The 23,378-nt window shown below is 71.2% G+C and carries 22 protein-coding genes; 7 read left to right on the top strand and 15 right to left on the bottom strand.

What is annotated here, in order from left to right:
• The first annotated feature begins 300 nt into the window (after positions 1–300).
• From ACSP50_RS43660 to ACSP50_RS01560, 4 genes are all read left to right on the top strand, one after another.
• Positions 301–2,103: a C40 family peptidase gene (locus ACSP50_RS43660; protein ID WP_231956838.1), complete on the top strand. Its 1,803-nt coding sequence runs from the start codon at positions 301–303 to the stop codon at positions 2,101–2,103.
• 1,610 nt (positions 2,104–3,713) lie between these two features.
• Entirely contained in the window at positions 3,714–4,310 is a 597-nt protein-coding gene (locus ACSP50_RS01570; RefSeq protein ID WP_080127697.1) for a hypothetical protein, read from the top strand.
• A 260-nt stretch (positions 4,311–4,570) separates the two neighbouring features.
• Positions 4,571–6,550, top strand: a complete 1,980-nt coding sequence (locus ACSP50_RS01565) for a DEAD/DEAH box helicase (protein ID WP_014687394.1) — start codon at positions 4,571–4,573, stop codon at positions 6,548–6,550.
• Between the two features lie 111 nt (positions 6,551–6,661).
• Positions 6,662–7,303, top strand: a complete 642-nt coding sequence (locus tag ACSP50_RS01560; protein WP_014687393.1) for a putative glycolipid-binding domain-containing protein — start codon at positions 6,662–6,664, stop codon at positions 7,301–7,303.
• On the opposite strand, the gene ACSP50_RS01555 is transcribed toward ACSP50_RS01560, so the two are convergent.
• A complete protein-coding gene (locus tag ACSP50_RS01555) occupies positions 7,278–8,672 on the bottom strand; it encodes a hypothetical protein (RefSeq protein ID WP_155123423.1) in 1,395 nt (464 codons plus the stop codon). The two genes, ACSP50_RS01560 and ACSP50_RS01555, sit on opposite strands and share 26 nt — an antisense overlap.
• Positions 8,673–8,718: 46 nt before the next feature.
• Positions 8,719–9,168, bottom strand: coding sequence for an Lrp/AsnC family transcriptional regulator (locus tag ACSP50_RS01550; RefSeq protein ID WP_014687391.1), 450 nt, complete (start codon positions 9,166–9,168; stop codon positions 8,719–8,721).
• A 213-nt stretch (positions 9,169–9,381) separates the two neighbouring features.
• Between ACSP50_RS01550 and ACSP50_RS01545 the strand changes: the two genes are divergently transcribed.
• The gene (locus tag ACSP50_RS01545) at positions 9,382–9,657 is read left to right on the top strand and encodes a BldC family transcriptional regulator (RefSeq protein ID WP_014687390.1); all 276 of its coding nucleotides are present in this window, start codon (positions 9,382–9,384) and stop codon (positions 9,655–9,657) included.
• A 2-nt stretch (positions 9,658–9,659) separates the two neighbouring features.
• Here the strand turns inward: ACSP50_RS01545 and ACSP50_RS01540 are convergent, their stop codons facing one another.
• From ACSP50_RS01540 to ACSP50_RS01530, 3 genes are read right to left on the bottom strand one after another with little or no spacing between them, the layout of a single operon-like run.
• Positions 9,660–10,277, bottom strand: coding sequence for a UbiX family flavin prenyltransferase (locus ACSP50_RS01540; protein WP_014687389.1), 618 nt, complete (start codon positions 10,275–10,277; stop codon positions 9,660–9,662).
• Between the two features lie 10 nt (positions 10,278–10,287).
• Complete coding sequence (mqnP, locus tag ACSP50_RS01535; protein WP_014687388.1) at positions 10,288–11,178, bottom strand: menaquinone biosynthesis prenyltransferase MqnP; 891 nt, start codon at positions 11,176–11,178, stop codon at positions 10,288–10,290.
• Entirely contained in the window at positions 11,175–12,635 is a 1,461-nt protein-coding gene (locus ACSP50_RS01530; RefSeq protein WP_043513337.1) for a menaquinone biosynthesis decarboxylase, read from the bottom strand. The genes mqnP and ACSP50_RS01530 overlap by 4 nt, the downstream gene beginning before the upstream one ends.
• Before the next feature lie 79 nt (positions 12,636–12,714).
• Here ACSP50_RS01530 and ACSP50_RS01525 point away from each other — a divergent pair, with 79 nt between their 5' ends.
• Entirely contained in the window at positions 12,715–13,578 is an 864-nt protein-coding gene (locus tag ACSP50_RS01525; RefSeq protein ID WP_231956837.1) for a hypothetical protein, read from the top strand.
• Here ACSP50_RS01525 and ccsB read toward each other — a convergent pair.
• The 6 genes from ccsB to hemL are packed head-to-tail and all read right to left on the bottom strand — an operon-like array spanning position 13,575 to position 19,496.
• Positions 13,575–14,549 (bottom strand): c-type cytochrome biogenesis protein CcsB, encoded by a 975-nt coding sequence (ccsB, locus tag ACSP50_RS01520; protein WP_014687385.1) that lies wholly within the window; start codon positions 14,547–14,549, stop codon positions 13,575–13,577. The two genes, ACSP50_RS01525 and ccsB, sit on opposite strands and share 4 nt — an antisense overlap.
• On the bottom strand, positions 14,549–16,156 hold the full coding sequence (locus ACSP50_RS01515) for a cytochrome c biogenesis protein ResB (protein WP_014687384.1): 1,608 nt from the start codon (positions 16,154–16,156) through the stop codon (positions 14,549–14,551). Before ACSP50_RS01515 ends, ccsB begins: the two co-directional genes overlap by 1 nt.
• Positions 16,153–16,941 carry a cytochrome c biogenesis CcdA family protein gene (locus tag ACSP50_RS01510; RefSeq protein WP_014687383.1) on the bottom strand — a complete coding sequence of 263 codons (789 nt, stop codon included), beginning with the start codon at positions 16,939–16,941 and terminating at the stop codon, positions 16,153–16,155. The genes ACSP50_RS01515 and ACSP50_RS01510 overlap by 4 nt, the downstream gene beginning before the upstream one ends.
• Positions 16,941–17,498 (bottom strand): TlpA disulfide reductase family protein, encoded by a 558-nt coding sequence (locus ACSP50_RS01505; RefSeq protein ID WP_014687382.1) that lies wholly within the window; start codon positions 17,496–17,498, stop codon positions 16,941–16,943. The genes ACSP50_RS01510 and ACSP50_RS01505 overlap by 1 nt, the downstream gene beginning before the upstream one ends.
• 1 nt (position 17,499) lies before the next feature.
• The gene (locus ACSP50_RS01500; protein ID WP_043510659.1) at positions 17,500–18,156 is read right to left on the bottom strand and encodes a histidine phosphatase family protein; all 657 of its coding nucleotides are present in this window, start codon (positions 18,154–18,156) and stop codon (positions 17,500–17,502) included.
• Positions 18,153–19,496 (bottom strand): glutamate-1-semialdehyde 2,1-aminomutase, encoded by a 1,344-nt coding sequence (gene hemL, locus ACSP50_RS01495; RefSeq protein WP_014687380.1) that lies wholly within the window; start codon positions 19,494–19,496, stop codon positions 18,153–18,155. Before hemL ends, ACSP50_RS01500 begins: the two co-directional genes overlap by 4 nt.
• Positions 19,497–19,620: 124 nt before the next feature.
• Between hemL and ACSP50_RS01490 the strand changes: the two genes are divergently transcribed.
• Positions 19,621–19,947, top strand: coding sequence for an STAS domain-containing protein (locus tag ACSP50_RS01490; protein WP_014687379.1), 327 nt, complete (start codon positions 19,621–19,623; stop codon positions 19,945–19,947).
• 92 nt (positions 19,948–20,039) lie between these two features.
• Here the strand turns inward: ACSP50_RS01490 and ACSP50_RS01485 are convergent, their stop codons facing one another.
• From ACSP50_RS01485 to ACSP50_RS01470, 4 genes are all read right to left on the bottom strand, one after another.
• Entirely contained in the window at positions 20,040–20,759 is a 720-nt protein-coding gene (locus ACSP50_RS01485; RefSeq protein WP_014687378.1) for a hypothetical protein, read from the bottom strand.
• A complete protein-coding gene (locus tag ACSP50_RS01480) occupies positions 20,756–21,259 on the bottom strand; it encodes a SigE family RNA polymerase sigma factor (RefSeq protein WP_014687377.1) in 504 nt (167 codons plus the stop codon). Before ACSP50_RS01480 ends, ACSP50_RS01485 begins: the two co-directional genes overlap by 4 nt.
• Positions 21,259–22,725 (bottom strand): pectate lyase, encoded by a 1,467-nt coding sequence (locus ACSP50_RS01475; RefSeq protein ID WP_014687376.1) that lies wholly within the window; start codon positions 22,723–22,725, stop codon positions 21,259–21,261. The genes ACSP50_RS01480 and ACSP50_RS01475 overlap by 1 nt, the downstream gene beginning before the upstream one ends.
• Positions 22,726–22,817: 92 nt before the next feature.
• On the bottom strand, positions 22,818–23,366 hold the full coding sequence (locus tag ACSP50_RS01470) for a two-component system response regulator (RefSeq protein ID WP_014687375.1): 549 nt from the start codon (positions 23,364–23,366) through the stop codon (positions 22,818–22,820).
• Positions 23,367–23,378 lie beyond the last annotated feature (12 nt).

The following is a 23,378-nucleotide window of genomic DNA, read 5'->3' as shown; positions in this document are numbered from 1 at the left end:
CCCATGTCCGCGCCTTTGCCGAATCTCGGGTCGAGAGTACGTGCCGGGTCTGACAACGAGCACGGGGCCGGGCCGCCCGGTGGCCGGCCACACTCCGGATTCGGCGCGTTGACCAGCCGCTTCAGAGCTCCACAGCGGCAAGTCGAGAAATTCTCAGGGTCCTTTCACCTTCTTTCGATCGACAGCGGTGCGCGGAGTGGGGTAAGAACCTTAAGGAACCAATTGCGGCGGCCGGCGGTCGCCCCGGACGGGGAGCTCATGTCGAAGGCACTGCGGTACGGACAGGATTCATCACGCTCCGTGCATGCGCGACTCCGACCCGTCACTCTGTCGGCGGCTGTCGCGGCAGCACTGGCTGCGCTGTTCCAGCCGATCCCGGCGATGGCCGCGCCCGGCGACGGCCAGCCGATCTCGGCCGGTGTGCCGGATTCCGGCTCTCGCCCCACCCAGGTCGGTTCCCTCGTGCTGCCCAACACGCCGATCAGCACCACGCCGGTCAGCACCATCCCCGGCTCGGCGACCAACAAGGTGCTCCACCAGATCGAGCAGGGCCGCATCCAGGTCGACCAGCTCGGTGACCAGCTGCTCCAGCTGAAAGCCGACCGCGACCTCGCCCAGGGCCAGGTGAGCACCGCCCAACTGAAGGTGAGCGAGGCGCAGACCGGCCTGCAGAGCGCCCAGACCGACGCGGTCACCGCGGCCGGTCAGGCGATGCAGCAGGCCGCCGCGGTCCCGCCCGGCGCGCTCGACTCCGGCCTGCTCGGCCTGGACCAGCTGGCCCGCCTGCAGCGCGGCGAGAAACCGACCGACGCCACGACCGCCCAGCACCTGGAGTCCGCCGAGATCGCCGCGCAGATCGCGATCGACGAGCAGACCCTCGCCACCGAGAAATACGACGGCGTCCTCAAGCAGTACGAGAAGCTGAACGCCACGCTCACCAAGAAGCAGGCCGCCCAGCAGAAACTGGAAGCCGCACACAAGGACGAGCTGGCCGCCGCCGAGAGCGTCGCGAACGCCGCCGACCAGGCCCTCGGCGCGCAGTATCTCGGCGGCGCCTCGGCCGGTCGCGGAGCCGACCCGCGGGCGATCCAGGCGCTGCAGTTCGCGCTCGCCCAGCGCGGCGATCCGTACGTGTGGTCCGAGGAGGGCCCCGACGCGTACGACTGCTCCGGTCTGATCTTCGCCTCGTACCACTCGGTGGGCTATCCCATGGTCCGCGTCTCCCGCGACCAGTACTGGCAGACCCGCAACAAGGTCGTCGACCGGTATTCGCTGGTCCCCGGCGACCTGCTGTTCTTCAGCTACACCAACAGCTGGACCGGCATCCACCACGTCGCGATGTACGCGGGCAACGGCATGATGGTCGAGGCCCCGCGCACCGGGCTGAACGTGCGGCTCGTGCCGGTCCGGTGGAGCCAGCTCTTCCAGGCCACCCGGGTCTTCGGCTCGGTCGAGGGCGGCACGACCGGCATCCCGCTGGGCACCGCCGATCCGGAGGAGCCGGCCACCGGCGGTGGCACCAACGGTGGTGGCCACACCGGCGGTGGCGGCGCGACCCCGAGCACCAAACCGACCACCAAGCCGAGCACCGGCGGCTCCAGCACGCCGACCAAGAAGCCGCGGCCGCCGGCGAGCTCCGCCCCGGCCAAGCCGTCCCCCACGCCGGGCCCGTCGAGCAGCAGCCCGAGCACCGGCACCTCGACGCCGGCCGGCGGTTCCAGCTCCGGCGGGACCAGCTCCGGCGGCACGAGCTCCGGTGGCACCAGCTCCGGTGGCACCAGCTCCGGTGGCACCAGCTCCGGCGGGACCAGCTCCGGCGGGACCAGCTCCGGCGGGACCAGCTCCGGCGGGACCAGCTCCGGCGGGACCAGCTCCGGCGGGACCAGCTCCGGCGGGACCAGCTCCGGCGGGACCAGCTCCGGCGGGACCAGCTCCGGCGGGACCAGCTCCGGCGGGACCAGCTCGAGCAGCGGCGGCACGTCCAGCGGGTCGACCTCCTCGACCGCCGCGACCGAGTCGACCAAGCAGCCCGAGTCGACCAAGTCGGCCACCGCCACCAGCTCCAAGTCGGCCACCGCCACCAGCTCCGGCTCGGCCGGCTAGGTGCGGCCGGCCGCGGACCGGCCGGCGACCGCCCGCGGTCGCCGATTCCCGGCTGCCGGTGACCGATCACGGTCACCGGGGCAGCGCCGCTGCGTCCGCCCGCGTATCGTCCGGGAAACGGGTGATAATCCGACCCGGTCATCGGGCAATCAAGCCTTCCGTCGTAGGACTGGTCGGCTCGACGCCGGGTGCGCTCACACCGACTGATGTGGCACGGTTAAGGTCAGCGACCGACGTCCTAAACCCGTCGGCAGCGGCGGTCGGGAGGACCCATGGACGAGCAGCAGGCGACCAGGGACGGCGCTGGCAGCACGCCGCCACCGGCCCGGCCTGTCGACGAGCCCGAGGGTTACGCGCCGCCGCCCCCGCCGGGGCCGGGAGCGCTCTGGGCGCCGTCCGCCGCCTCGTCCCGGCCGATCTCGGCGGTTCCCGGCTCGGGCGCGGGGCGCGTCAGTGTGCCCGGGGCCTCGCCGAACGGTGGTCGGCAGTCCGCGGTCTACGGTGTCGCCACCTCCGAGCCGACCCTCGTCGACTCCCCACCGGTGCCACCCGCCGACCGGCCGTCGCCGACGGTCCTCGACCCTTCCGCGAAGCCGGCCCCCGAGCCCGCCGACGTCAACCTGTCCGACCGGCAGCCGACGCCGAGCGAGACTGACCCCGCACGGTCTAAGCCGGCCGATCGCCAGCCAACGCCGAGCGAGCCAGACCCCGCACGGTCTGAGCAGGCCGACCGGCAGCCGACGCCGAGCGAGACTGACCCCGCCCAGCCCGAGCCGGCCGATCGCCAGCCAACGCCGAGCGAGCCAGACCCCGCACGGTCTGAGCAGGCCGACCGGCAGCCGACGCCGAGCGAGACTGACCCCGCCCAGCCCGAGCCGGCCGACCGCCAGCCGACGCCGAGCAAGCCTGATACCGCACGGTCTGAGCCGGCCGACCGGCAGCCGAGGGCGAATGAGCCGAAGCCCGCCGAACCCGAGCCGGCTGACCCCAAGCCGACAGAACCCGAGCCCGCCGAACCTGAGCCGGCTGACCCCAAGCCGACAGAGCCCGAGCCGGCCGATCCGAAGCCCGCGGATCCGGAGCCGGATGAGGCCGTGCCCGCCGATCCGGAGCCGGGTGAGCCCGCGCCCGCGGAGCCTGAGCCGGCCGAGCCGCGCCCGGGTGAGCCGCGCCCGATTCCGGTCCCGCCGAAACCCGCGGCTCCGAAGCCGGGCGAGCCCGAGCCGATCAAGCCGCAGCCCGGGCCGTTCCCCACGCCGGTCCCTCAGCCGGCTCCGGCGCCCACCCGGCCCGGCCCGCTGCTGCCGGATCCCTATCCCCCGAGCCCCGTTCCGCCCGGTCCCGGCCCCTCGCCGGTGCCGCCGGTGCCGGCTCCCGGCCCGGTGCCGCCGGGTCCCGGCCCCTCCCCGATCCCACCCGGACCGGGGCCGAGCCCGGTTCCCGGCCCGCCCGGGCCGAGTCCGGTGCCCGCGCCGCCCGGCCCGGCGCCGGTGTTCCCGCCGCCCCCGGTGATCGGGAACGGCCTGCCTTCCTACACGATGCCGCCGGAGGGCGGCGGCCCGACGGGAGTCCTTCCGCCCATGTCCCACGGCACCCCCGGTAATTCCGACATGACCATGCCGATCAACCTGGCCACGGCCGGCAGCGACATGACCATGCCGGTGAACCTCGCCGCCTCCGGCACCAGTGACATGACCATGCCGATCAACCTGGCCGCGGCGAACGCCGACCTCACCATGCCGGTCAACCTGGCCGGGGCGAACGCCGACCTCACCATGCCGGTCAACCTGGCCGGGGCGAACGCCGACCTGACGATGCCGGTGCACCTTGCCGGAGCGAACGGCGATCTGACCATGCCGGTGAATCTGGCGATGGCCACCAACATCGACTCCACCATGCCGGTGAATTACGTGCCGACCCAGCCGGGTCCGGCGCAGCGCGGCAGCGGTCAGATCTACAGCACCGGCGGCTACCCGTCGATCGACATGACGATGCCGGTCAGCGACCCGTCGGAGAATTCCGGTTCGCTGACCGGGCACATTCTCGCCCAGGGTTGGCACGACGCCCAGGTCGACCAGCGGCGCGGCAATTTCAAGGTCATCGTGGCCATGCTGATCGTGCTGGGGCTGCTGGTCACGGTCAGCCTGGTGTTCGTGCTGACCGTCGGCAGCAGCCTGAGCGGCATGTTCAAGAGCTTCGGCGGCTGACCCCTGCACCTACGGGTATTTGCCGTCCGGAGGCAGCTGCCCTAAGCTGGCGAGGTTGTGCTCTGAGGTGAGCCTGCCCACTACCCGACGGGAATGCGGTCGGGGCCGGGAGCGTTCACCCGTACACTTATGGCAGTTATTGACGCGGCGTGCCCACCCGGTGCGCGCCACGGGCGTTCTTGCGGGCAATTCAGCGGGCGGTTTCCACAGGCCACCGCGGCGGGCCATTCGCGAGCATGCGCCCCCGTAGAGAGGTTCTCTTGACCACTTTCGCTGATCCCAGCACGTTCCCGTCCGTTTTCGAGAGCAACAGCACCGAGACCACCGAAGCCGTCGACACCGCCACGGCCCCCGCCGCGGAGCAGGAGCAGTCCGCAGCCGCCGCGGAGCAGGAGCAGGCCGCAGCCGCCACGGAGCAGGAGCAGGCCACCGAGCCGGCCACTGCCGAGCAGGCCGCCGCCGAACCGGCCGCCATCGCCGAGGAGCAGGCAGCCGAGCAGGCCGAGGAGCCCGCCGCCGAGCAGGCGCCCGTCCTCACCTTCGCCGACCTGGGCCTTCCGGCCGAGATCGTGCGGGTGCTCACCCGTGAGGGCATCACCACCCCGTTCGAGATCCAGGCCGCCACCGTGCCGGACGCGCTCGCCGGCCGTGACGTGCTGGGCCGTGGCCAGACCGGCTCCGGCAAGACGCTGGCCTTCGGCCTTCCGGTGCTGGCCCGCACCGCGCAGGGTGGCAAGGCCCGCCCGCACCACCCGAAGGCGCTGATCCTGGTCCCGACCCGCGAGCTGGCGATGCAGGTCGCCGACTCGCTGATGCCGGTCGGCCGCGCGGTCGGTGTCTTCCTGAAGACCGCGGTCGGCGGCGTGCCGTACGACCGGCAGATGGACGCCCTGCGCCGCGGCGTCGAGGTGATCGTCGCCACCCCGGGCCGGCTCGCCGACCTGATCGAGCGCGGCGCCTGCAAGCTCGACGACGTCGAGATCACCGTTCTGGACGAGGCCGACCAGATGGCCGACATGGGCTTCCTGCCCGAGGTCACCGACCTGCTGTCGAAGACGCCGGAGAACGCGCAGCGCCTGCTCTTCTCGGCCACTCTGGACGGTGACGTGGACGCGCTGGTGCAGCGGTTCATGCACGACCCGGTGACCCACTCGACCGCGCCGGCCGAGGCCAGCGTGTCCACCATGGATCACCACCTGCTGCTGATCCCGCCGGCCGAGAAGTTCCCGATCACCTCGTGGATCGCGAACCGGGCCGGCAAGACCATCGTCTTCGCCCGCACCCAGATGGGCGTGGACCGGCTGGTCGAGCAGCTGCACGCGGTCGGCGTGCGGGCCGGCGCCCTGCACGGCGGCAAGACGCAGCGGGTGCGCACCCGGACCCTGGCCGAGTTCAAGGAGGGCCGGACGAACGTGCTGGTCGCCACGGACGTCGCGGCCCGGGGCATCCACGTCGACGGGGTTTCCCTGGTCGTGCACGTGGACCCGCCGAAGGACCCGAAGGACTACCTGCACCGGGCCGGTCGCACGGCGCGGGCCGGCGAGTCCGGCGCGGTGGTCACCCTGGTGCTGCCCAAGCAGCGCCGGACCACCCAGCAGATGATGGCCAAGGCAGGCGTGTCCCCGGCCGAGGTGCGGGTGCGGATCGGCGACGAGAAGCTGGCCGCCATCACCGGCGCTCAGGAGCCGAGTGGTGTCCCGGTGGTGGAGGAGCCGGAGCCGCGGCGTGAGCGGTCCGGTGGCGGCCGTCGCTTCGGCGGTGGCGACCGGGGTGACCGTCCGCGCTACGGCGACCGTCCGCAGCGGTCCTACGGCGACCGGAACGACCGCTTCGGCGACCGGCCGGCCGGCGGCGGCTACCGCGGCGACCGCCCGACCGGCGGCGGCTACCGGGGCGACCGTCCGGCTGACGGCGGCTACCGCGGCGACCGCCCGGCCGAGGGTGGCTACCGCGGCGACCGTCCGGCTGACGGCGGCTACCGCGGCGACCGTCCGAACCGTGAGCGTGGCGGTTTCGGCGACCGGACCGACCGGCCCGCCGCCGACCGCGGTGGCTTCAACGACCGGGACCGGCCGCGCGCCGACCGCCCGTTCGGGGAGCGCACCGACCGGCACTTCGCCGACCGTCCGGCCCGCACCGGTGACCGTCCGTCCGGCCAGCGCCGCGACGGGCAGCGCATCGACCGGCGCGAGGGTGGCCCGGGACGTTTCAACTCGTCCCGCCCGGCCCGCAGCCACTGATCGAATCCAGGTGAAGCCCCGGCGCGAGCCGGGGCTTTTCCACAGGGTCATCCACAGGGCTGGCTCACGCGTACCACCGCAATCGTTTCGAATGCCGGGTAACTTGCCGGTATGGGCGTTCTTTCCACAGGGTTGTTCTGGGAACGCCGGGATGTCCCCGGTAGCGAGCATGTGCGCCTCGACGCCCGGAACGGGTTGTATGCGCAGGGCACCGCGCTGGCCGCGGCGCCGATCGGTTACGCGTGCCACTACGAGATCCAGACCGATCCGGGCTGGGCGACCGCGCGGCTGGATGTGCGCGCCGAGGGTGCCGGCTGGGCCCGCGGGGTGCGTCTGGAGCTGGCCGCCGGGCGGTGGCGGGTGACCACCTCCGAGCAGGGCGATCTGGATGCGGCGCTGCTGGCCGCCGGGCACGCCCGGGCCGGTCTGCCCGGGATCGAGGACCCGGATCTGCTGTACGGCGCGTTCGACGCCGACCTGGGTGGTTCCCCGCTGACCAACACGCTGCCGATCCGCCGGCTGGGCCTGCTCAGCGGGGAAAGCGTCTCCCACCGGCTGAGTGTCGCGTGGGTGCTCGTGCCCAGCCTGGAAGTGGTGCAGGCGGACCAGATCTACACGCCGCTGGGCGAGGGCCGGATCCGGTTCGCGAGCGAGACGTTCAGCGCCGACCTGACCGTCGACGACGACGGTTTCGTCACCGACTATCCGGGACTGGCCCGGCGGGTCGTCACACCCGCTCGCGGATCCAGCTGAGGCAGGCCTTGTCCACCGCCGCGAACGGTTTGCCGTAGGTGGCCTGTGCAGCCTCGTCCGGCGCCTTCCCGTCGCGCAGCACCTGGCTGGTGAACTGCAGCAGCTTCGGCTCGCCGTACTGGGCGGCCATGCACGCGGTGGCATAGTGGCCCATCGCGTACAGGGTGTCGACGGTCAGGTCGTCGGCGTTGCGGGCCAGCGCCGGGTAGGCGATGCTCTTCGGCACCCCGCGCCGGGCGAACGAGTCCTTCAACACCAGGTGATTGATCGTGTCCTGGGGCTTCTTCGGCAGCGCGCCGATGTACTCGGCGATCCCCTCGACCAGCCACTGCTCGTCATGATCGCCGTGGTAGCCCTCCGCGACGGTCACCACGTGGGTGAGCTCGTGCTGGATGGTGACCGCGAGCGCGCTGAAGTCGCCGGAGACCTTGGCTCGCAGGATGACGTCGCCGCCGGTGGCGTTCAGCGGAATCTCGTAGCCCACCACCCACTTCTGGTTGCCGCCCCCGTACCAGGTCTTCCAGCCCTGCTCATCGGCGATGTAGATGCGGTAGCGCCGCTGCTCGGTGTGGATGTAGCCGGCGTACCTGTCGACGACCTTGGCGGCCTTCTCCGCCATCGGCAGCACCTGGCTGATCAGCTTGGCTTGATTGGCGGGGCCGGCCACGATCACCCGCGAGCCCTTCACCACGGTCAGCTCCCGTCCGTCCCACGGCGCCGGCTGCAGGTCGTTGTCCTCGGAGGCGATCTTCTCGGTCATCGCGACGATCTGGAACACCCCGGCGACCCTGGTGAAGGTCACCCGGTACGCGGCCTCGGGCGGCCCCTCGGTGAAGGAGAATTTGCGCCAGCTGGGGCAGGCGACGCCACTGAGACAATAGGCGAGCTGCACCTCGGCGACGATCGTCGAGTCGTTGCCCTGGTCCGGGACCCGGGTGGCGTGGAACTCCGCGTGGCTGAGCTCCAGAGCCCGCAGGTTGGTGAAGATGGTCCGGTAACGATCGACCATCCTGGTGTTCGCCGGGTTGAGCGGGGCGAGCCAGCCTTCCTGGTCGCCCCTCTCCAGGGCTGTCGCCTGCCCCTGCAGCAGCGCCAGCGCCTCCTCGAACGGCGTCGGGGGGCGGCTCGGTCTCGTGGTGGCGGTGGCTTTCGCCGGCTTGTCGGAGGACGGCCAGAGGAGCACGGCGCCCGCAGCGGCGACCGCGAGGACGACGGCGGTCACCGCGGCCAGAAAAGCCGTCCGGCGCTGCCTCGTGGGCGCGAGCGCCGGGCCCTCCCACGGCCCGAGCACGGGGCCGTCCAGCGACCCGAACGGCGCCACCGCCGGGCTTTCCAGCGGTGGCGCCACCGGATGCGAAGCTTCTTCCACGCGCGGATTCAATCACGGCGCGTCAATATTCACCGAACTGCGAGACTCAGCCTACGCCGGGCTGCGGCCGGTTCTCCCATTTCGTGGAAAGTGCGATGGCCGTACGGGTCGAGGCCACCCCTGGCGTCCGGTTGATCCGGACGATCAGCTGCTCCAGCTCGGCGATCGTGCCGACCCGGACGATCAGTTGATACGACTCCACACCGGCCATGAAATAGCAGCTCTCCACCTCGGGCATGGCGCGCACCGCGGCGAGCACGTCGTCGGTGTCGGCGCCGGAGTCCTCGACGATGCCGATCAGCGCGGTGACGCCGAGCCCGACCGCCTCGTGGTCGACGTCGGCGCGGTAGCCGCGGATGGTGCCGGCCGCCTCGAGCTTACCGACCCGCTCGTGCACCGCGGGGGCGGAGAGCCCGACCTTGCGGGCCAGCTCGGCGTACGACGAGCGAGCGTTCTCCCGTAGCAGGTCGATCAGCCGGAGGTCGATGGAGTCCATGCCTGAAACCCTAATCGGGTGGCCCGGCGGCACTCACGCCCGGTAGCGGCGAATGGGGGGCAGGATAATGATCGTTGTCGCAATCGGGGCTTTTTCCGCATTTCACGGACTTGGTTCAGGGGCGGTGCTCTAATGGCTTTACGTCCCGATCGAGCATGCCGACACTCAGTGTGACCACCGGCCGCTCCAGAAAACAGAACCGAGGAGGGGGTTGTGGACACTGGAGACCGTCTGCTGACACCGGGCGAGGTGGCCGCATTGTTTCGCGTCGATCCGAAAACGGTCACGCGCTGGGCCGCAGCCGGCCGTATCGGCAGCATCCGTACTCCGGGTGGACACCGCCGATTCCGCGAATCCGAAGTCAAGGCCCTTCTTGAGGGCGACGGCGTGATCGAGGAGATGCGCGAGGACGACGCGGCCAACAAGCCGCGGAACAGCGGCCCGGCCAACCCGGGTGCGGGTTACGGCCCGCCGAACGGCCTGCGCTGAGATCAGCGCTCGCCGAGTCGCCCGTTCCATCGCCGCATCAGGGTGTGTTCCACACCCAGCGAGTCCAGCACCTTACCCGCAATGAAGTCGATGAGTTGCTGTGCGGTGGCGTCTGCACCGGACCCGTAGAAACCGGGGCTGGCCGGCAGCACCACCGCACCGGCATCGTGCAGAGCGATCAGGTGCTCCAGGTGACTGCGCGTCACCGGGGTCTCCCGCGGCACGATGACTGTCCGTCGCCGTTCCTTGAGATTGACCTCGGCGGCGCGCTGCAACAGATCCTTGGAGAGACCGACGGCGATGCCGGCGCACGCTGCCGTGCTGGCCGGCACCACGGCCATCCCGCGCGCCGGATACGACCCGCTGCTCGGGCCGGCCGCCAGGTCACCGGCCGGCCAGTAGGTCAGGTCACCCAGGTCCCGGCCGAGCCACGCGGCGACGTCGTCCTTCCAGTGCGCATCCCGGATCGTCGCCCCGGTCTCGTCGAGCAGGGTGAGCCGGGCCGCCCGGGAGACGACCAGGTCGACCGCCTCGCCGGCGTCGAGCAGCGCGGTGAGCACCGCCCGCGCGTACGGGGTGCCTGAGGCTCCGGAGACACCGACGATCCAGGGTTGTCGCATCTTCCCAGTGTTACAGGACGGCCAGGTCGAGCACCGCGAAGACGAACAGTGCGATGCCGATGAACCCGTTCGCGGTGAAGAACGCCCGGTTGACCTTGGACAGGTCGGTCGGGGTCACCACCACGTGCTGGTAGATCAGGCCACCCGCGGTCAGCGCCAGCCCGATCCACCACAGCCAGCCCAGTCCGACGAGCTGGCCGAAGAGCACGAACAGCGCGAACGTGACCACGTGCGTGACCGTGGAGATGTGCAGCGCGACCGGCACCCCGAACCGGGCCGGCGTGGAGTGCACCCCGATCCGCCGGTCCACCTCGACGTCCTGGCAGGCGTAGATGATGTCGAAGCCGCCGATCCACAGGCCGACCGCGACCCCGAGCACCCAGGCCGGGCCGGAACCGTGGAAGGTGCCGGTGATCGCCAGCCAGGCACCGACCGGGGCCACCGCCTGGGCCAGCGCCAGCACGTAGTGCGGGAAGTCGGTGAACCGCTTGGCGTACGGGTAGATCACCAGAGGGATCACCGCGAGCGGCGACAGGACCAGGCACAGCGGGTTGAGCAGGCCCGCGGCCAGGATCAGGACGACCAGCGAGACGATCGCGCCGGTCCAGGCGGTCCGGACGCTCACCGCGCCGGTCACCAGCTCCCGATTCTGCGTACGCGGATTCAGCGCGTCGATCCTGCGGTCCAGGATCCGGTTGGCGGCCATCGCGAACGTCCGCCCGGACACCATGGCGACGGTGACCAGCACCAGGTCGAGCCAGTGCCGCCCGGTCCCGTCCCGGTCGATCGCGACCAGCGCCGACAGGTAGGCGAACGGCAGCGCGAACACCGAGTGCTCGATCATCACCAACCGCAGAAACGCCTTGACCTTGCCGGGTTTCTCCGGTGCGACGGCCGTCATATCCCGTATTCCTTCCAGCGCTTGTCCACCAGGCTGGTCACCTCGGGACTCATCACCATCTCCTCCGGCCAGCCGCGGCCGTAGCCCTCGGCCGGCAGCTTACGGGTGGCGTCAACGCCTGCCTTGCCACCCCAGAACTGCTGGTAGGACGCGTGGTCCAGGTGATCCACCGGCCCCTCGGTGAGCAGCAGGTCGCGCGCGTAGTCGACGTTGCCGAACGCCCGGAACGCCACCTCGGCGTAATCGTGCACGTCGCAGTCCTCGTCGACCACCACGATCAGCTTGGTCAGCGACATCAGGTGGGCGCCCCAGACGGCGTTCATCACCTTCTGTGCGTGCTTCGGGTAGCGCTTGCGGATCGACACGATCAGACAGTTGTGGAAGACGCCGGCGGCCGGCATGTCGTAGTCGACGATGTCCGGGATCAGCAGCTTGGTCAGCGGCAGGAAGATCCGCTCGGTGGCCTTGCCCAGCCCGTGGTCCTCCTGCGGCGGCTGGGAGGTGACGATCGAGTGGTAGATCGGCTTCCTGCGCATCGTCATGCACTCGATGTGCAGCACCGGGAACGGCTCGACCGGGGTGTAGTAGCCGGTGTGGTCGCCGAACGGGCCCTCCGGCAGCCGCTCCCCCGGCTCCAGGTACCCCTCCAGGATCACCTGCGCGTTCGCCGGGACCTGCAGCGGCACGGTGACGCAGTCGACCATCTCGACCCGCTCGCCGCGCAGGAAACCGGCGAACATGTACTCGTCGATGTCGCCGGGCAGCGGGGCGCTGGCCGCGTAGCAGACCACCGGGTCGGCGCCGATCGCCACGGCCACCGGCAGGCGCTGCCCGAGCCGCTCGGCGACCGCGTGGTGCGCGGTCGAATCCTTGTGGATCTGCCAGTGCATGCCGAGCGTGTTCTTCGAGTGCTGCTGCAGCCGGTACAGCCCCAGGTTGCGCTTGCCGGTCTCCGGGTGCTTGGTGTGGGTCAGCCCGAAGTTGTGGAAGATCCCGCCATCGCCGGGCCAGACCTGCAGGCCGGGCAGTTTCCCGAGGTCGACCTCGTCGCCCTTGAGCACCACCTCCTGGCACGGAGCGGTCTTGACCTTGCGCGGCGGCAGCGACTTGAGCTGCAGCACCTTGCCCATGCCCTCGCGGATCCCGGACCAGCCGACCGGCAGCTCCGGCTTGATCAGCGCGCCGATCCGGTCGCCGATCTCGTCGAGCGATTCGACGCCCAGCGCCATCGCCATCCGCTTCTCGGTGCCGAACAGGTTGATCGCGATCGGCATCTCGCCCCGGGTCGGCCGTTCGAACACAAGTGCCGGACCGTTCGACCGGACGGTGCGGGTCACCACCTCGCTGATCTCCAGTGTCGGGTCCACCGGGACGGTGACCCGCCGCAGCTCACCGGCCTTTTCCAGGGCGGCCAGGAAACTCTGCAGATCGGCATAGGGAAACCCACGAGACGCCATGCGCACCAGTCTGGCACCGCTTCGCGCCGCCGGCTCCCGGGGGCCGTCACTCGTGATCTGCGATTCGCGTTGAGGGGTCGTGACGCTCCGCAGGGTGGCGCGCTGGTGCGCGCTGGCCGGGCTGGTGGCCGCGCTCGCGGTGGCCAGCCCGGCGAATTCCGCGCGTCCGGGCCGGCTGCCGGTCTGCGGCGTGGCCGGTCCGCCCTCGACCCGGCCGCCTTCGGCGCCGGCCTCCCGCTCGGCACCGGGCGCCTGCCGGGCCAACGTTCTCGAATCGGCCGTACGCGTGAGCAAGCCGCCCGGGTTCACCCCGAGCGGCTACCACCACCTCGGTGCGGCGACCAGTGCCGAGTGGAGCGGCGTGTCCGGCCGCTTCGGTGTGGTGGACACGACGATCCGGCCCGGCACCTACGACTTCATCGCCTCCCGCTTCATGGTGAAACGGGACCTGGGCAAGGGGAACATCGCCTGGCTGGAGGCCGGGTGGTCGGAGACCGGGTGGGCGTCGGCGGGACGCCCGCACATCTACACCTACAACACCAACACCAAGGCGTGGCAGTTCTACGACCAGTATCCGGTGAAGCCCGGCGACACGGTCTGGCTGGACCTGCACACCGACTCGGACGGGGTCTGGCAGGCCTGGCTGTGGTGGAGCAACCGGTGGAACCTGCTGACCGCGCAGAAGCTGCCGATCGGCGGCAGTGCCTTCGTCGAGCAGTACGTCGAGGTCCACGTCGACGACACCAAGCCGGGCCGGGTCGACGTCCCCCCGGTGAAGGTGGACAACGTGCAGTTGCGCCCGGCCGGCGGCGGTCCGCCGCGGTTCTGGCGCGAGGACGTCGGCACCCTCACCGGTGTCGCCCCCGGCCTGCAGCAGACCAGCGGCGGTTACTGCCTGAACTGGGTGACCCGCTTCGACACCTGGGACGCCGGCGACTGCTAGCGCGCGTTGGCGTAGCTGTGCAGGCCCTCGAAGAACAGGTTGACGCCGAACAGGTTCATCAGCATCGTCACGAAGCCGAGGATCGCGATCCAGGTCGCCCAGGTCCGCTTGACGCTCGGGGTGGCCCGGGCGTGCAGGTAGGCCGCGTAGACCACCCAGGAGATGAACGCCCAGACCTCCTTCGGGTCCCACCCCCAGTACCGTCCCCAGGACGCCTCGGCCCACAGCGGGCCGGCGATCAGCGCGCCGAAGGTGAACAGCGGGAAGGCGAACGCGTGCAGCCGGAAGGTGAGCCGCTCCAGGGCGACCGCCGAGGTGGGGACGCGCTTGCCGAGCGTGTACGGGAAGCGCCGGCTGCCCTCGTCGTAACCGTTCTTGACCAGGAACATGGCGGCCGGGACGGCACCGATCAGGAAGATTCCCGAGGAGATGATGATCGTCGTGACGTGCACGAAGAACCAGTACGAGTGCAGGGCCGGGACCAGCGGCGCGGGCGGGGTGTAGGCCACCATGTCGGCCGCGCCGAGCAGCACCACCAGGGCCAGCGAGGCGAACAGGCCGAGGTGCCGCAGGGCCGGGCGGCGCAGCAGCACGCCGACCCAGACCGTCGACCCGACGAAGGTCGCGGAGAGGATGTACTCGTACATGTTGCCCCACGGCATGCGGTCGGCCGCGATGCCGCGGGCGACCAGCGTGGCCGCGTGCAGGACCAGGGCGAGCACGTTGACGGCCGCGCCGATCCGCCCGGAGAGCTCGCCGCGGTCACGCCGCACCGGCGTCGCGACGACCGGCGGCACATCGGCGGCGACCGGGGCCGCGGCGCCCGCGCCGACCAGCTGCCGGGCCGGTCGCGCGGCCGCCTTGCCGATCAGGCTGCGCCTGCCGAACGCGTACTCCCCGGCGTAGCAGACCATGGCGGTCAGGTAGGCCAGCACGGTCAGCGCCATCAGCTGGTTGGACAGCTGTCCCATCAGGGCGTTCCTTCCTCGGCGGGCCGGGTCAGCGCGGCGAATTCGGCCTCGAACCCCGGATAGTCGGTGCGCGGCAGGCCACCGGCTTCGACCACGCTACCGCCGGCTTCCTGATCGATAGCTGGGAGCACGCGGAACCAGACGCGGCGCCGGTGCACGAAGAGCGAGAGCATCAGTCCGATCAGCCCGAGCACCGCGCCGACCAGCAGCAGCGACTGGGTCGGGTCGTATCGGATGGCGAGCGTGGCGAACTGCCGGGTGCCGAGGAACTCCAGCCTGGTGCCGTCGTCCAGGGTCCAGGTCTCGCCCGGGTGCAGGGTGTGCGGGCGGTCGCCGCTGACCTTCTTCAGTTCGCCGTTGGTGATCTGGCCGCGGTCCAGGGCGTAGACCGAGCCGGGTTTGCCGACGTCGAGCCCCAGGTTGCCGCGGTAGGCCGCGAGGAACAGCACCGGGCTGTTCTCCGCCGGGTACTTCGAGACGGCGCTGCCGTCGGTGCCGCCGGTCGGCAGGTAGACGCCCTCGAACCCGACCTGCAGCTGCTCGTCGCGCTGGTTGGTCTTCGGGTCGATGTTGACGTCCGGGAACTGGGCGACGCCCTCGCTGGTCTGCATCGCGTCGGTCGGCAGGAACGGCACGACCTTGGTCTGGCTGACGCCGTACCGGTCGGTGTAGCGCAGCACCGGCGCGTACCCCTGACCGATCAGGTGCACGTTGGCGTGGTGCAGCCGGAGCGGGTCGTTGACCGTGAAGGTGGCCGGCCGGTACGCCCCCGAGCCCTCCTTGACCTCGACCGTGGCCAGGAACGACTTCGGCTGCCCGGTGCTCTGGTAGGTGGCGTTGAACCGGGTCATCCGCAGGCAGAACTGCGGCAGGTCGGCCGCGGTGACCCGGGGGCCGAGCGCCGAGTCGTCGTACTGCGTGATCGAGTCGCAGAAGCCCTGGTCCTCGCCGGCCACCAGCAGCCGGTTGCCGTGCCAGCCGTACCAGTGGCCGAAACCGACCCCGATCAGCACGGACAGCAGGGCGAAGTGGAACAGCAGGTTGCCGGTCTCCTTGAGGTAACCCTTCTCGCCGGAGACCGCGAACCCGCCGTCCGGCAGCTCGCGCACCCGGGTGCGGTACAGCTTGCGGCGCAGCGTCCGGGACAGCTCGGCGGCGGCCTCGGCCGGCGCCGCGGCGTGCGGCCGGGCCGGGGTGTGCTGCGGGAGCCGCTCCAGCCGGCGCGGGGCCTCCGGCGGCACGGTCCGCAGGGCGCGCGCGTGGTCGCGCAGCCGGGGCAGCACGCACCCGATCAGCGAGGTGAACAGCAGCAGGTAGATCGCCGCGAACCAGGCCGACGCGAACACGTCGAACCCGCCGAACCGGTCGATCCAGGGTGCCAGCTGCGGGTGCGCGGTGTAATACTGCGACACCCGCTCCCGGTTGACCGAGGTCTGCGGGAAGTACGACCCCGGGATCGCCGCGACGGCCAGCAGGAACAGCAGGACCAGCGCGGTACGCATGCTGGTCAGCTGCCGCCAGGAGTTGCGCAGCAGCGCCCACACCGGGTTCACCCGGCGCGGCGGCGGCACCTCACCGGCCTCCGGGCGTTCCTCCAGGACCGTCACAGCAGCGTCCCTCCGCCGAAGTCGAAGGTGGTCAGCAGCCAGATCAGGAAGTGGTTCCACTGACCGCTGACCAGGGTCACGCCGACCGCGATGAGCAGCACGCCGCCGATCCTGGTGACCCACCGGCTGTTCCGGCGGATCGCCTGGAAAACGCCGAGCAGTTTGCGGAAGAAGAGCCCGAACAGCACGAACGGCAGACCCAGCCCGAGGCTGTACGCGAGTGCCAGGATCACCGCGCGGTCGGTCTGCCCGCTCGTGGTGGCCAGCGCCAGCACCGCGCCCAGGGTCGGGCCGACGCAGGGCAGCCAGGAGAGGGCGAAGATGGCGCCGAAGATCGGGGCGCCGATCAGCCCGGCGGCCGGGAGCTTGCTGACCCGAGCCTCGCGCTGCAGGCCGGGGATCACCCCGAGATAGCCCAGCCCGAGCAGGATCACCAGCACGCCGAGCACGAGGTTGAGCGTCTGCTCGTGGGTCTTCAGGGCGATGCCGATGTTCGCCACCAGCGAGGCGAGCAGCGTGAAGACGGTGGCGAAACCGAGCACGAACAGACCGCTGCCGGCCAGCACCCGGCCCTTGAGCGCCACGGTCCGGGTCTTGGTGGCGGTGGCCGCGCCGGTGGCCACCTCGAGGTCCGAACCGGCCAGGCCGGTCACGTAGGAGAGATAACCCGGAACCAGCGGCAGCACGCACGGCGAGAGGATGCTGACCAGGCCGGCGACCGCGGCCGCACCGATCGCCAGCACCAGCGGGCCGCTGGCCGCCGCATCACTGAAGGCCGAGCCCATCAGCCGTTCCCCTCCGCCGCCACCCGCTCCACCAGCGGCTGCAGCTCGCCGGCGGTGGTGGAGCGCCGGATGGCCGCCGCGATCCGGCCCTGCCGGTCCAGAATCAGGGTGGCCGGGGTGCTGGTCTGGGTCACGTCGAACTTCAGCGCGACCGAGCCCTCGTAGTCGTAGATGCTCGGGTAGGTAACCCGGCCCTTCTCGAACGCCTTGGCCGAATCCCGGTCGTCCCGCGAGTTGATCCCGAGGAACGTGACGTTCCTGGCCTTCGTCGCCTGGTACGTTTTTTCCAGGTCAGCGGCCTCGGCCCGGCACGGCGCGCACCAGGAGCCCCAGAAGTTGACCACGACGACCTTGCCGCGGTCGTCGGCCACGTTGTAGGCACCGCCGTCGAGCAACTCGCCGGAGACATCACCGACCTGCGGCCGGTGCGCGGTGTCGCACTCCACCACACCGTTCGTGGTGGTGCAGTCCTGTGCCCAGTTCTTCCCGCTGCCGCAGCCGGCCAGGGCGCCGGCAGCGGCGGTGGCGGCCAGGGCGGCGGCGAGAAGGCGGCGCATCTCAGGCTCCCTTGGCGGTCTTGGCCGTGGCGGAGAGGGCGACCAGGTGCGCGGCCGGCTCGGTGTAGTCGATGCCGACCACCTTGGCCCCCTCGAAGCGGAACGAGGTCAGGCTCGCCAGGCCGCACTGCCGCTTGCGCGGGTCGTGCCACAGGCGCTTGCCCTCGACGTACCGCCGGAGGGTCCAGATCGGCAGCTGGTGGGAGACGCAGACGGCCTCGTGGCCCTCGGCGGCGACCCGGGCCGCCTGCAGCGCCTCGAACATCCGCTTGGCGATCTCCAGATACGGCTCGCCCCAGGACGGGGTGATCGGGTCGCGCAGCACCCACCAGTGGCGCGGGTTGCTGAACGCGCCGTCGCCGACCGAGACCCGCTTGCCCTCGAAGAAGTTGGCGCTCTCGATCAGCCGTACGTCGCTCGCCGTCTCCAGCTTGAACTCGGCGGAGATCGGCGCGGCGGTCTCCTGCGCGCGCTCCAGCGGGCTGGCCACCACGTGCGTCACATCGCGGCCGGAGAGTGCCTGGGCGGCCGCCTTCGCCATCTGATGGCCCAGCTCGGAGAGATGGAAGTCGGGCAGCCGGCCGTACAAGATCTTGGTGGGGTTGAAGACCTCGCCGTGCCGGAACACGTGCACGGTCGTCCTGGTCGACTCGCTCAACTCGGGCTCCCCGCTGCGGCGCGCGCGGCGTGCGGCAGCGCGGTCGCGATCTGCTCCAGTGCCGCGTCGTCGATCGCGGTCGAGACGAACCACGACTCGAAGGCGCTCGGCGGCAGGTAGACCCCGCGCGCCAGCATGGTGTGGAAGAACGCCTTGAACGCCGCGGCGTCCTGCGTCCGCGCCGTGTCGTAGTCGACGACCTCGGTCTCGGTGAAGAAGATCGAGAACATGTTTCCCGCGTACGACAACCGGTGCGCCACCCCGGCCGCGCTCAGCGCCGTGGACGCGAGCTGCCCGATCGTCGTGGCCAGCTCGTCGAGCCGCTTGTAGACGTCGGCGTCGGCCAGTCGCAGCGAGGCCAGGCCGGCCGCGCAGGCCAACGGGTTCCCGGAGAGCGTGCCGGCCTGGTAGACCGGGCCGGCCGGGGCGAGCCGGGACATGATCTCGCGCCGCCCGCCGAACGCCGCCGCGGGCAGCCCGCCACCCATCACCTTGCCGAAGGTGAACAGGTCGGCGTCGACCGGGTGCAGCCCGGTCCAGCCACCGGCGGAGACCCGGAAACCGGTCATCACCTCGTCGACGATCAGCAGCGCGCCGTTCGCGTGGGCGATCTCGGCCAGTTTCTGGTTGAAGCCGTCCCGCGGGACCACCACACCCATGTTGCCCGGGGCGGCCTCGGTGATGATCGCCGCGATCTCGCCGCCGTCCTGGGCGAAGGCCGCGGTGACCGCGTCGATGTCGTTGTACGGCAGGACGATGGTCTCGGCCGCGGCCGCGCCGGTCACCCCGGGCGAGTCGGGCAGGCCGAGCGTGGCCACCCCGGACCCGGCGGCGGCCAGCAGCGCGTCCACGTGGCCGTGGTAGCAACCGGCGAACTTCACCACTTTCGACCGGCCGGTGTAGCCGCGGGCCAGCCGGATCGCCGTCATGGTGGCCTCGGTGCCGGAGTTGACCAGCCGCACCTCGTCGATCGCGGTGCGCCGGACGATCTCCTCGGCCAGGTCGACCTCGCCCCCGGTGGGGGTGCCGAAGCTGGTGCCGAGCGCGGCCGCCCGCTGGACCGCCGCGACGATCTCGGGGTGGGCGTGGCCGTGGATCAGCGGGCCCCACGAGCAGACCAGGTCGACGTAGCGCCGGCCGTCGACGTCGGTCAGCCAGGGGCCGCTGCCCGAGGCCATGAATCGGGGCGTGCCGCCGACGGCGCGGAACGCACGCACAGGTGAATTGACCCCGCCGGGAATGATGGTCCGGGCGCGGTCGAACAGGGCCTGGGAGACCGGGGCGTCCTCCGGATACGGAAGATCCGCGGTGGGATATGTCGTGGTCACAGCGGTTCCCATTCTGTCAGCGGGCACGGACGCCGATGGTGAGAGGGTTGTTCACATCACCGGAGGATGTCCGGAAGAGCCCGGTTCGCCCGCGCCGGACGGGCCGATTCGCGTCTAAGAGGATAGGCTGACCGGCGTGGAGCGTCCCGAGCTGTCCATCACGGTTCATCGGGCCCCCGACGAGGTCTCGATCCAGCTCGCGGGGGAAATCGACGTGCTCACGGTCACCGAGCTGGCCGCTCTCGTCAACGAGGTGCTGGCCGCCGAGCCGCCCGGGCGCATCGTGCTGGACATGGCGGGCGTCACGTTCTGCGACTCACAGGGCCTCGGCACGCTGGTCGTGCTCAGCCGCAAGGCGCAGCACAACCAGACCGTGCTGGCGCTGGCCAACGTGGGCGATTTCCTGATGCGGGTGCTGGACATCACCGGCCTGCGGTCCGCCCTCATGATCAGCACCTCCTGACAGCCGGCCCGCCGGCGGCGGAGGGCCCATCAGCGATGCTGTCACACCCGGGAGATGCCCGGCGCGCCGATGGCGTCGCCTGTGGACAACCGTCAGCCGAAGGTGCCGCTGACCCTCACCGAGGTCCCTGATCCGCCGGTCGCGTCCGCGGAATAGGTGTCGGCGCCGGCGTCACGGCCACCCGCCGGAAAGGTGTACCGGGCGAAGAAGGTATAGGTCCCCGGCCCCAGCGTGTCCTTGGACGAGAGCGTGAAGTGGTAGACCACCGCACCCGCCTCCTCGGTGACGTCGCTGGTCACGCTCGCACCCGGCACCTGCTGGCTGCCGTCCCGGGCGACCAGGCCCGGGGTCTTCGCCACCCGGATGGTCACCCGCAGCGCGGTCAGCCGCCCGGTCGCCCGGATCGTCACCACACCGCTGGCCCGGGTCCTGCCGCCCACCTCGACGGTGCCGGCGGCCCGCAGGACCGGGGTCGCGGCCGGAGCCGCGGAGGCGGGCCGGCCGGGCTGGTGGGACGGTCGCGGCGGCGGGCTGCTCGGCGGCACCGTCGGGAAGCTGGAGGGCGGCGGTGGAGCGGGCCGGTCGGGTCCCGTTCCACCGGCCAGTGCCCACTGGGCGAATCCGCCGCCCCCGATGACGGCCGCCACCGCGGCGGTCGCCCCCGCGATCCGGACCCGGGGCGCCCGCCGCCGGGCCGCCCGGTCCCGCGTGGCCGTCCCGGTGACCCGGTCCAGGATCGCGGCCCGGTCCGGCCGATGGGCCCTCACCTGGGCGCGCAGGACCGCGCGCAGCTCATCCTCGGTGAGTGTCACCGCGCCGCCTCCCATCCGCCGATCCGGGCCAGACTTCCGCCGAGCATCTCGGCCAGTTGTTTCGCGCCCCGCGAGGTGGCGCTCTTCACCGTGCCCTCGGAGATCCCGAGGGTCGCGGCGACCTCACGCTCGGACATGTCGAACGCGTACCGCAGCACCACGCAGGCCCGCCGCCGGTGCGGGAGCCGGGCCAGCGCGCGGCGCACGTCGAGCACCGCCGGCACGTCCGACTCCGGCGCCCGCTTGAGCACCTCCAGCGAGAAGAGGCGCTCCCGGCTGCGTCGACGGATCCAGTTACGGGCCAGGTTCATCAGGATCCCGTGGGCGTACGCTGCCGGGTCGTCCGCCGCCTGCACGCGTTCCCAGTGCCGCCACACCTCGGTCAGCGTGTCCGCCGCCAGGTCGTCGGCGGCCGACGCGTCCCCGATCATCAGGTACGCCAGCCGGGACAACGAGTCGTAGTGGCGCTCGAAGAACGCGTGGTAGGCGGCGTCGCGCATCACTTGAAGGTGATGTCGGAATCCGAGAACTTGCAGTTGAGGCCGTCCGCGCCGGACCCGGCCTCGGTCGGCTCGGCGCCGGTGCTGTTGCCCTTGAACTTGTCGCAGACCTTCAGGCCGGGAAAGCCCACCACGGTGATGTTCGACAGCGTCGCGGTGTCACCGAAGTTCGAGTTGATGCCGACCAGCGCCTTGGCCTTGCCGGTGGCGATCACGTTCTGCACGATCACCGAGCGCTTGACCTGAGTCTTGCAGTTGCCGCACGAGCGGTACAGCTTGCCGTAGTCGCTGACCTGGAAGTTCTTGATGGTCAGCGTGCCGCCGCCGTTGTGCTGGAAGACCTTGTCGTCGGCGCCCCTGGCCCCGCCGCCGTTGACCGTGTAGACCGCCGAGGTGCCGCCCTTGAAGGTGGCCGCGTCCTCGCCGACGTTCTCCCACCAGACGTTGGTCAGCGTGCAGGAGCCGAGGCAGTGCACGCCGTCGGCGGCCGGGTCACCGAGGATCACGTTCGACAGGCTCGCGCCGTCGGCGAGCTCGAACAGCGGGCCCTGGTCCTCGGACTGCGAGTCGGTGCCCAGCGCGCCGCTGCCGAAGAAGCGGACGTTGCCGCCGTCGAGACTGCTGGTCACCTTGATGGTGCTGGTCACGGCCTTCTGCCCGGTCGGGGTCGGCCAGGTGGTCGACGCGGCCGGAGCGGTGGTCGCGCTCTTCGTCGGCGTCGCGCTCTTCGTCGGCGCCGCGGTCGCGGTCTTGGTGGGTGTCCCGGTCGCGGTCCTGGTGGGGGTGGCGCTGGTCGCCGGGGAACCGGTCGCGGCGCCGGCCGGGCCCACCGCCACGTCGTCGAAGTCCGCCGATCCCCTGCTGGTGACCAGGCCGATCCGCCCCTTGGCGGACAGCGTCCCGGTCCCGCCGCCGATCGCGGCGCCGTCCACGAAGCCCTTCACCGCGCTGCCCGAGGCGTCGATCCGCAGGGTGTGCCAGGTCGTCACGCCGCTGACCGCGGCCGACGCGAGCACCGACACCACGCTGCCCTTGGCGGCCTGCAGCTCGGCCCTGCCGGCACCGGTCAGCACCAGCCGGTACATCGTCGAGGAGCTGCTGACCCGGGCCGCGACTCCGGCGAGGCCGCCGCTGCCCAGGCTGATGCCCTTGACCTTGGCCGAGACCGAATAGTCGGTCCAGGTGGTCTCCCCGGCGAGGACCCGCGCCAACTGACTGTCCGCTTTGGATTGCCGGTACGCCTTGGATCCGTCCGTCACGACCGACCAGTCGCCGCCGGATTTGGACCAGGCGCTCACGCCGTTCTCGAAGTCGTCGCTGAACATCGTGCTGGCCGAGGCGTTGGGGACGAGGACCGCCACGAGCGCGGTGACCGCACCGGCGGCGCCGGCCGCGCCGACTCCGGTGATGATCCGGCGACGACGACGGCGCGCGGCCTGGGCGTCGTCGGGGTGTGCGTGCCGCATGTTGCTCCTAAGCTTCTGGGGGACGAGGCTTCGACCGCTTGTGGTGCGGGCGATCAACTTCGTTGCTCCCAGTGACCCAGGTCACATGAACATCAGCTTCCCCAGCGCGCCTTCTCCAGCAGAGCCAGCGCCTCGGTCGCGGCGTCGTCGCCGCCGGCCCGGAGCACGCGCGCCGCCTCGTCGACCGTCTCGGTCAGCCGCAGCCACTGCGCGTCCCGCTCCTTGGTCGCCTCGGCCTGCGCCTTGAGCTGCTGATTTTTCGTCCAGAGCTCGACGAAGACGGACACCTTGGCACGAAGCACCCACGGGTCGAACGGCTTGGTCAGGTAATCCACCGCACCCACCGCGTAACCACGCAGGGCGAGCTGGGCGTCCCGGTCGGCCGCGGTCAGGAAGAGGATCGGCACGTGCCGGGTCCGTTCCCGCCGCTTGATGTGGCTGGCCGTCTCGAAGCCGTCCATGTTGGGCATGTGCGCGTCCAGCAGGATCACCGCGAAGTCGTCGGTGAGCAGCTGCTTGAGGGCCGCCTCACCGCTCTCCACGGCGACAGCGGTCACCGGGAGGCCCTGCAGGATGGCCTCCAGGGCCAGCAGGTTGTCCTTCCGGTCGTCGACCAGCAGTGCTTTGGCGCGCTCACCCACGCGTGCTCACCT

The organism is Actinoplanes sp. SE50/110 (assembly GCF_900119315.1).
Lineage (GTDB): Bacteria > Actinomycetota > Actinomycetes > Mycobacteriales > Micromonosporaceae > Actinoplanes.
Note: the sequence above shows the minus strand (reverse complement) of the source record. Positions and strands in the feature narration are given on the sequence as shown.

What these genes read in the sequence shown, in the direction of transcription:
- ACSP50_RS01570 (WP_080127697.1), top strand. Translation starts at nt 3,714, where the DNA reads ATGACCATGCCGATCAACCTGGCCACGGCCGGCAGCGACATGACCATG.
- ACSP50_RS01560 (WP_014687393.1), top strand. Translation starts at nt 6,662, where the DNA reads ATGGGCGTTCTTTCCACAGGGTTGTTCTGGGAACGCCGGGATGTCCCC.
- ACSP50_RS01550 (WP_014687391.1), bottom strand. Translation starts at nt 9,168, where the DNA reads ATGGACTCCATCGACCTCCGGCTGATCGACCTGCTACGGGAGAACGCT.
- ACSP50_RS01540 (WP_014687389.1), bottom strand. Translation starts at nt 10,277, where the DNA reads ATGCGACAACCCTGGATCGTCGGTGTCTCCGGAGCCTCAGGCACCCCG.
- mqnP (WP_014687388.1), bottom strand. Translation starts at nt 11,178, where the DNA reads ATGACGGCCGTCGCACCGGAGAAACCCGGCAAGGTCAAGGCGTTTCTG.
- ACSP50_RS01530 (WP_043513337.1), bottom strand. Translation starts at nt 12,635, where the DNA reads ATGGCGTCTCGTGGGTTTCCCTATGCCGATCTGCAGAGTTTCCTGGCC.
- ccsB (WP_014687385.1), bottom strand. Translation starts at nt 14,549, where the DNA reads ATGGGACAGCTGTCCAACCAGCTGATGGCGCTGACCGTGCTGGCCTAC.
- ACSP50_RS01510 (WP_014687383.1), bottom strand. Translation starts at nt 16,941, where the DNA reads ATGGGCTCGGCCTTCAGTGATGCGGCGGCCAGCGGCCCGCTGGTGCTG.
- ACSP50_RS01505 (WP_014687382.1), bottom strand. Translation starts at nt 17,498, where the DNA reads ATGCGCCGCCTTCTCGCCGCCGCCCTGGCCGCCACCGCCGCTGCCGGC.
- hemL (WP_014687380.1), bottom strand. Translation starts at nt 19,496, where the DNA reads ATGGGAACCGCTGTGACCACGACATATCCCACCGCGGATCTTCCGTAT.
- ACSP50_RS01480 (WP_014687377.1), bottom strand. Translation starts at nt 21,259, where the DNA reads ATGCGCGACGCCGCCTACCACGCGTTCTTCGAGCGCCACTACGACTCG.
- ACSP50_RS01475 (WP_014687376.1), bottom strand. Translation starts at nt 22,725, where the DNA reads ATGCGGCACGCACACCCCGACGACGCCCAGGCCGCGCGCCGTCGTCGT.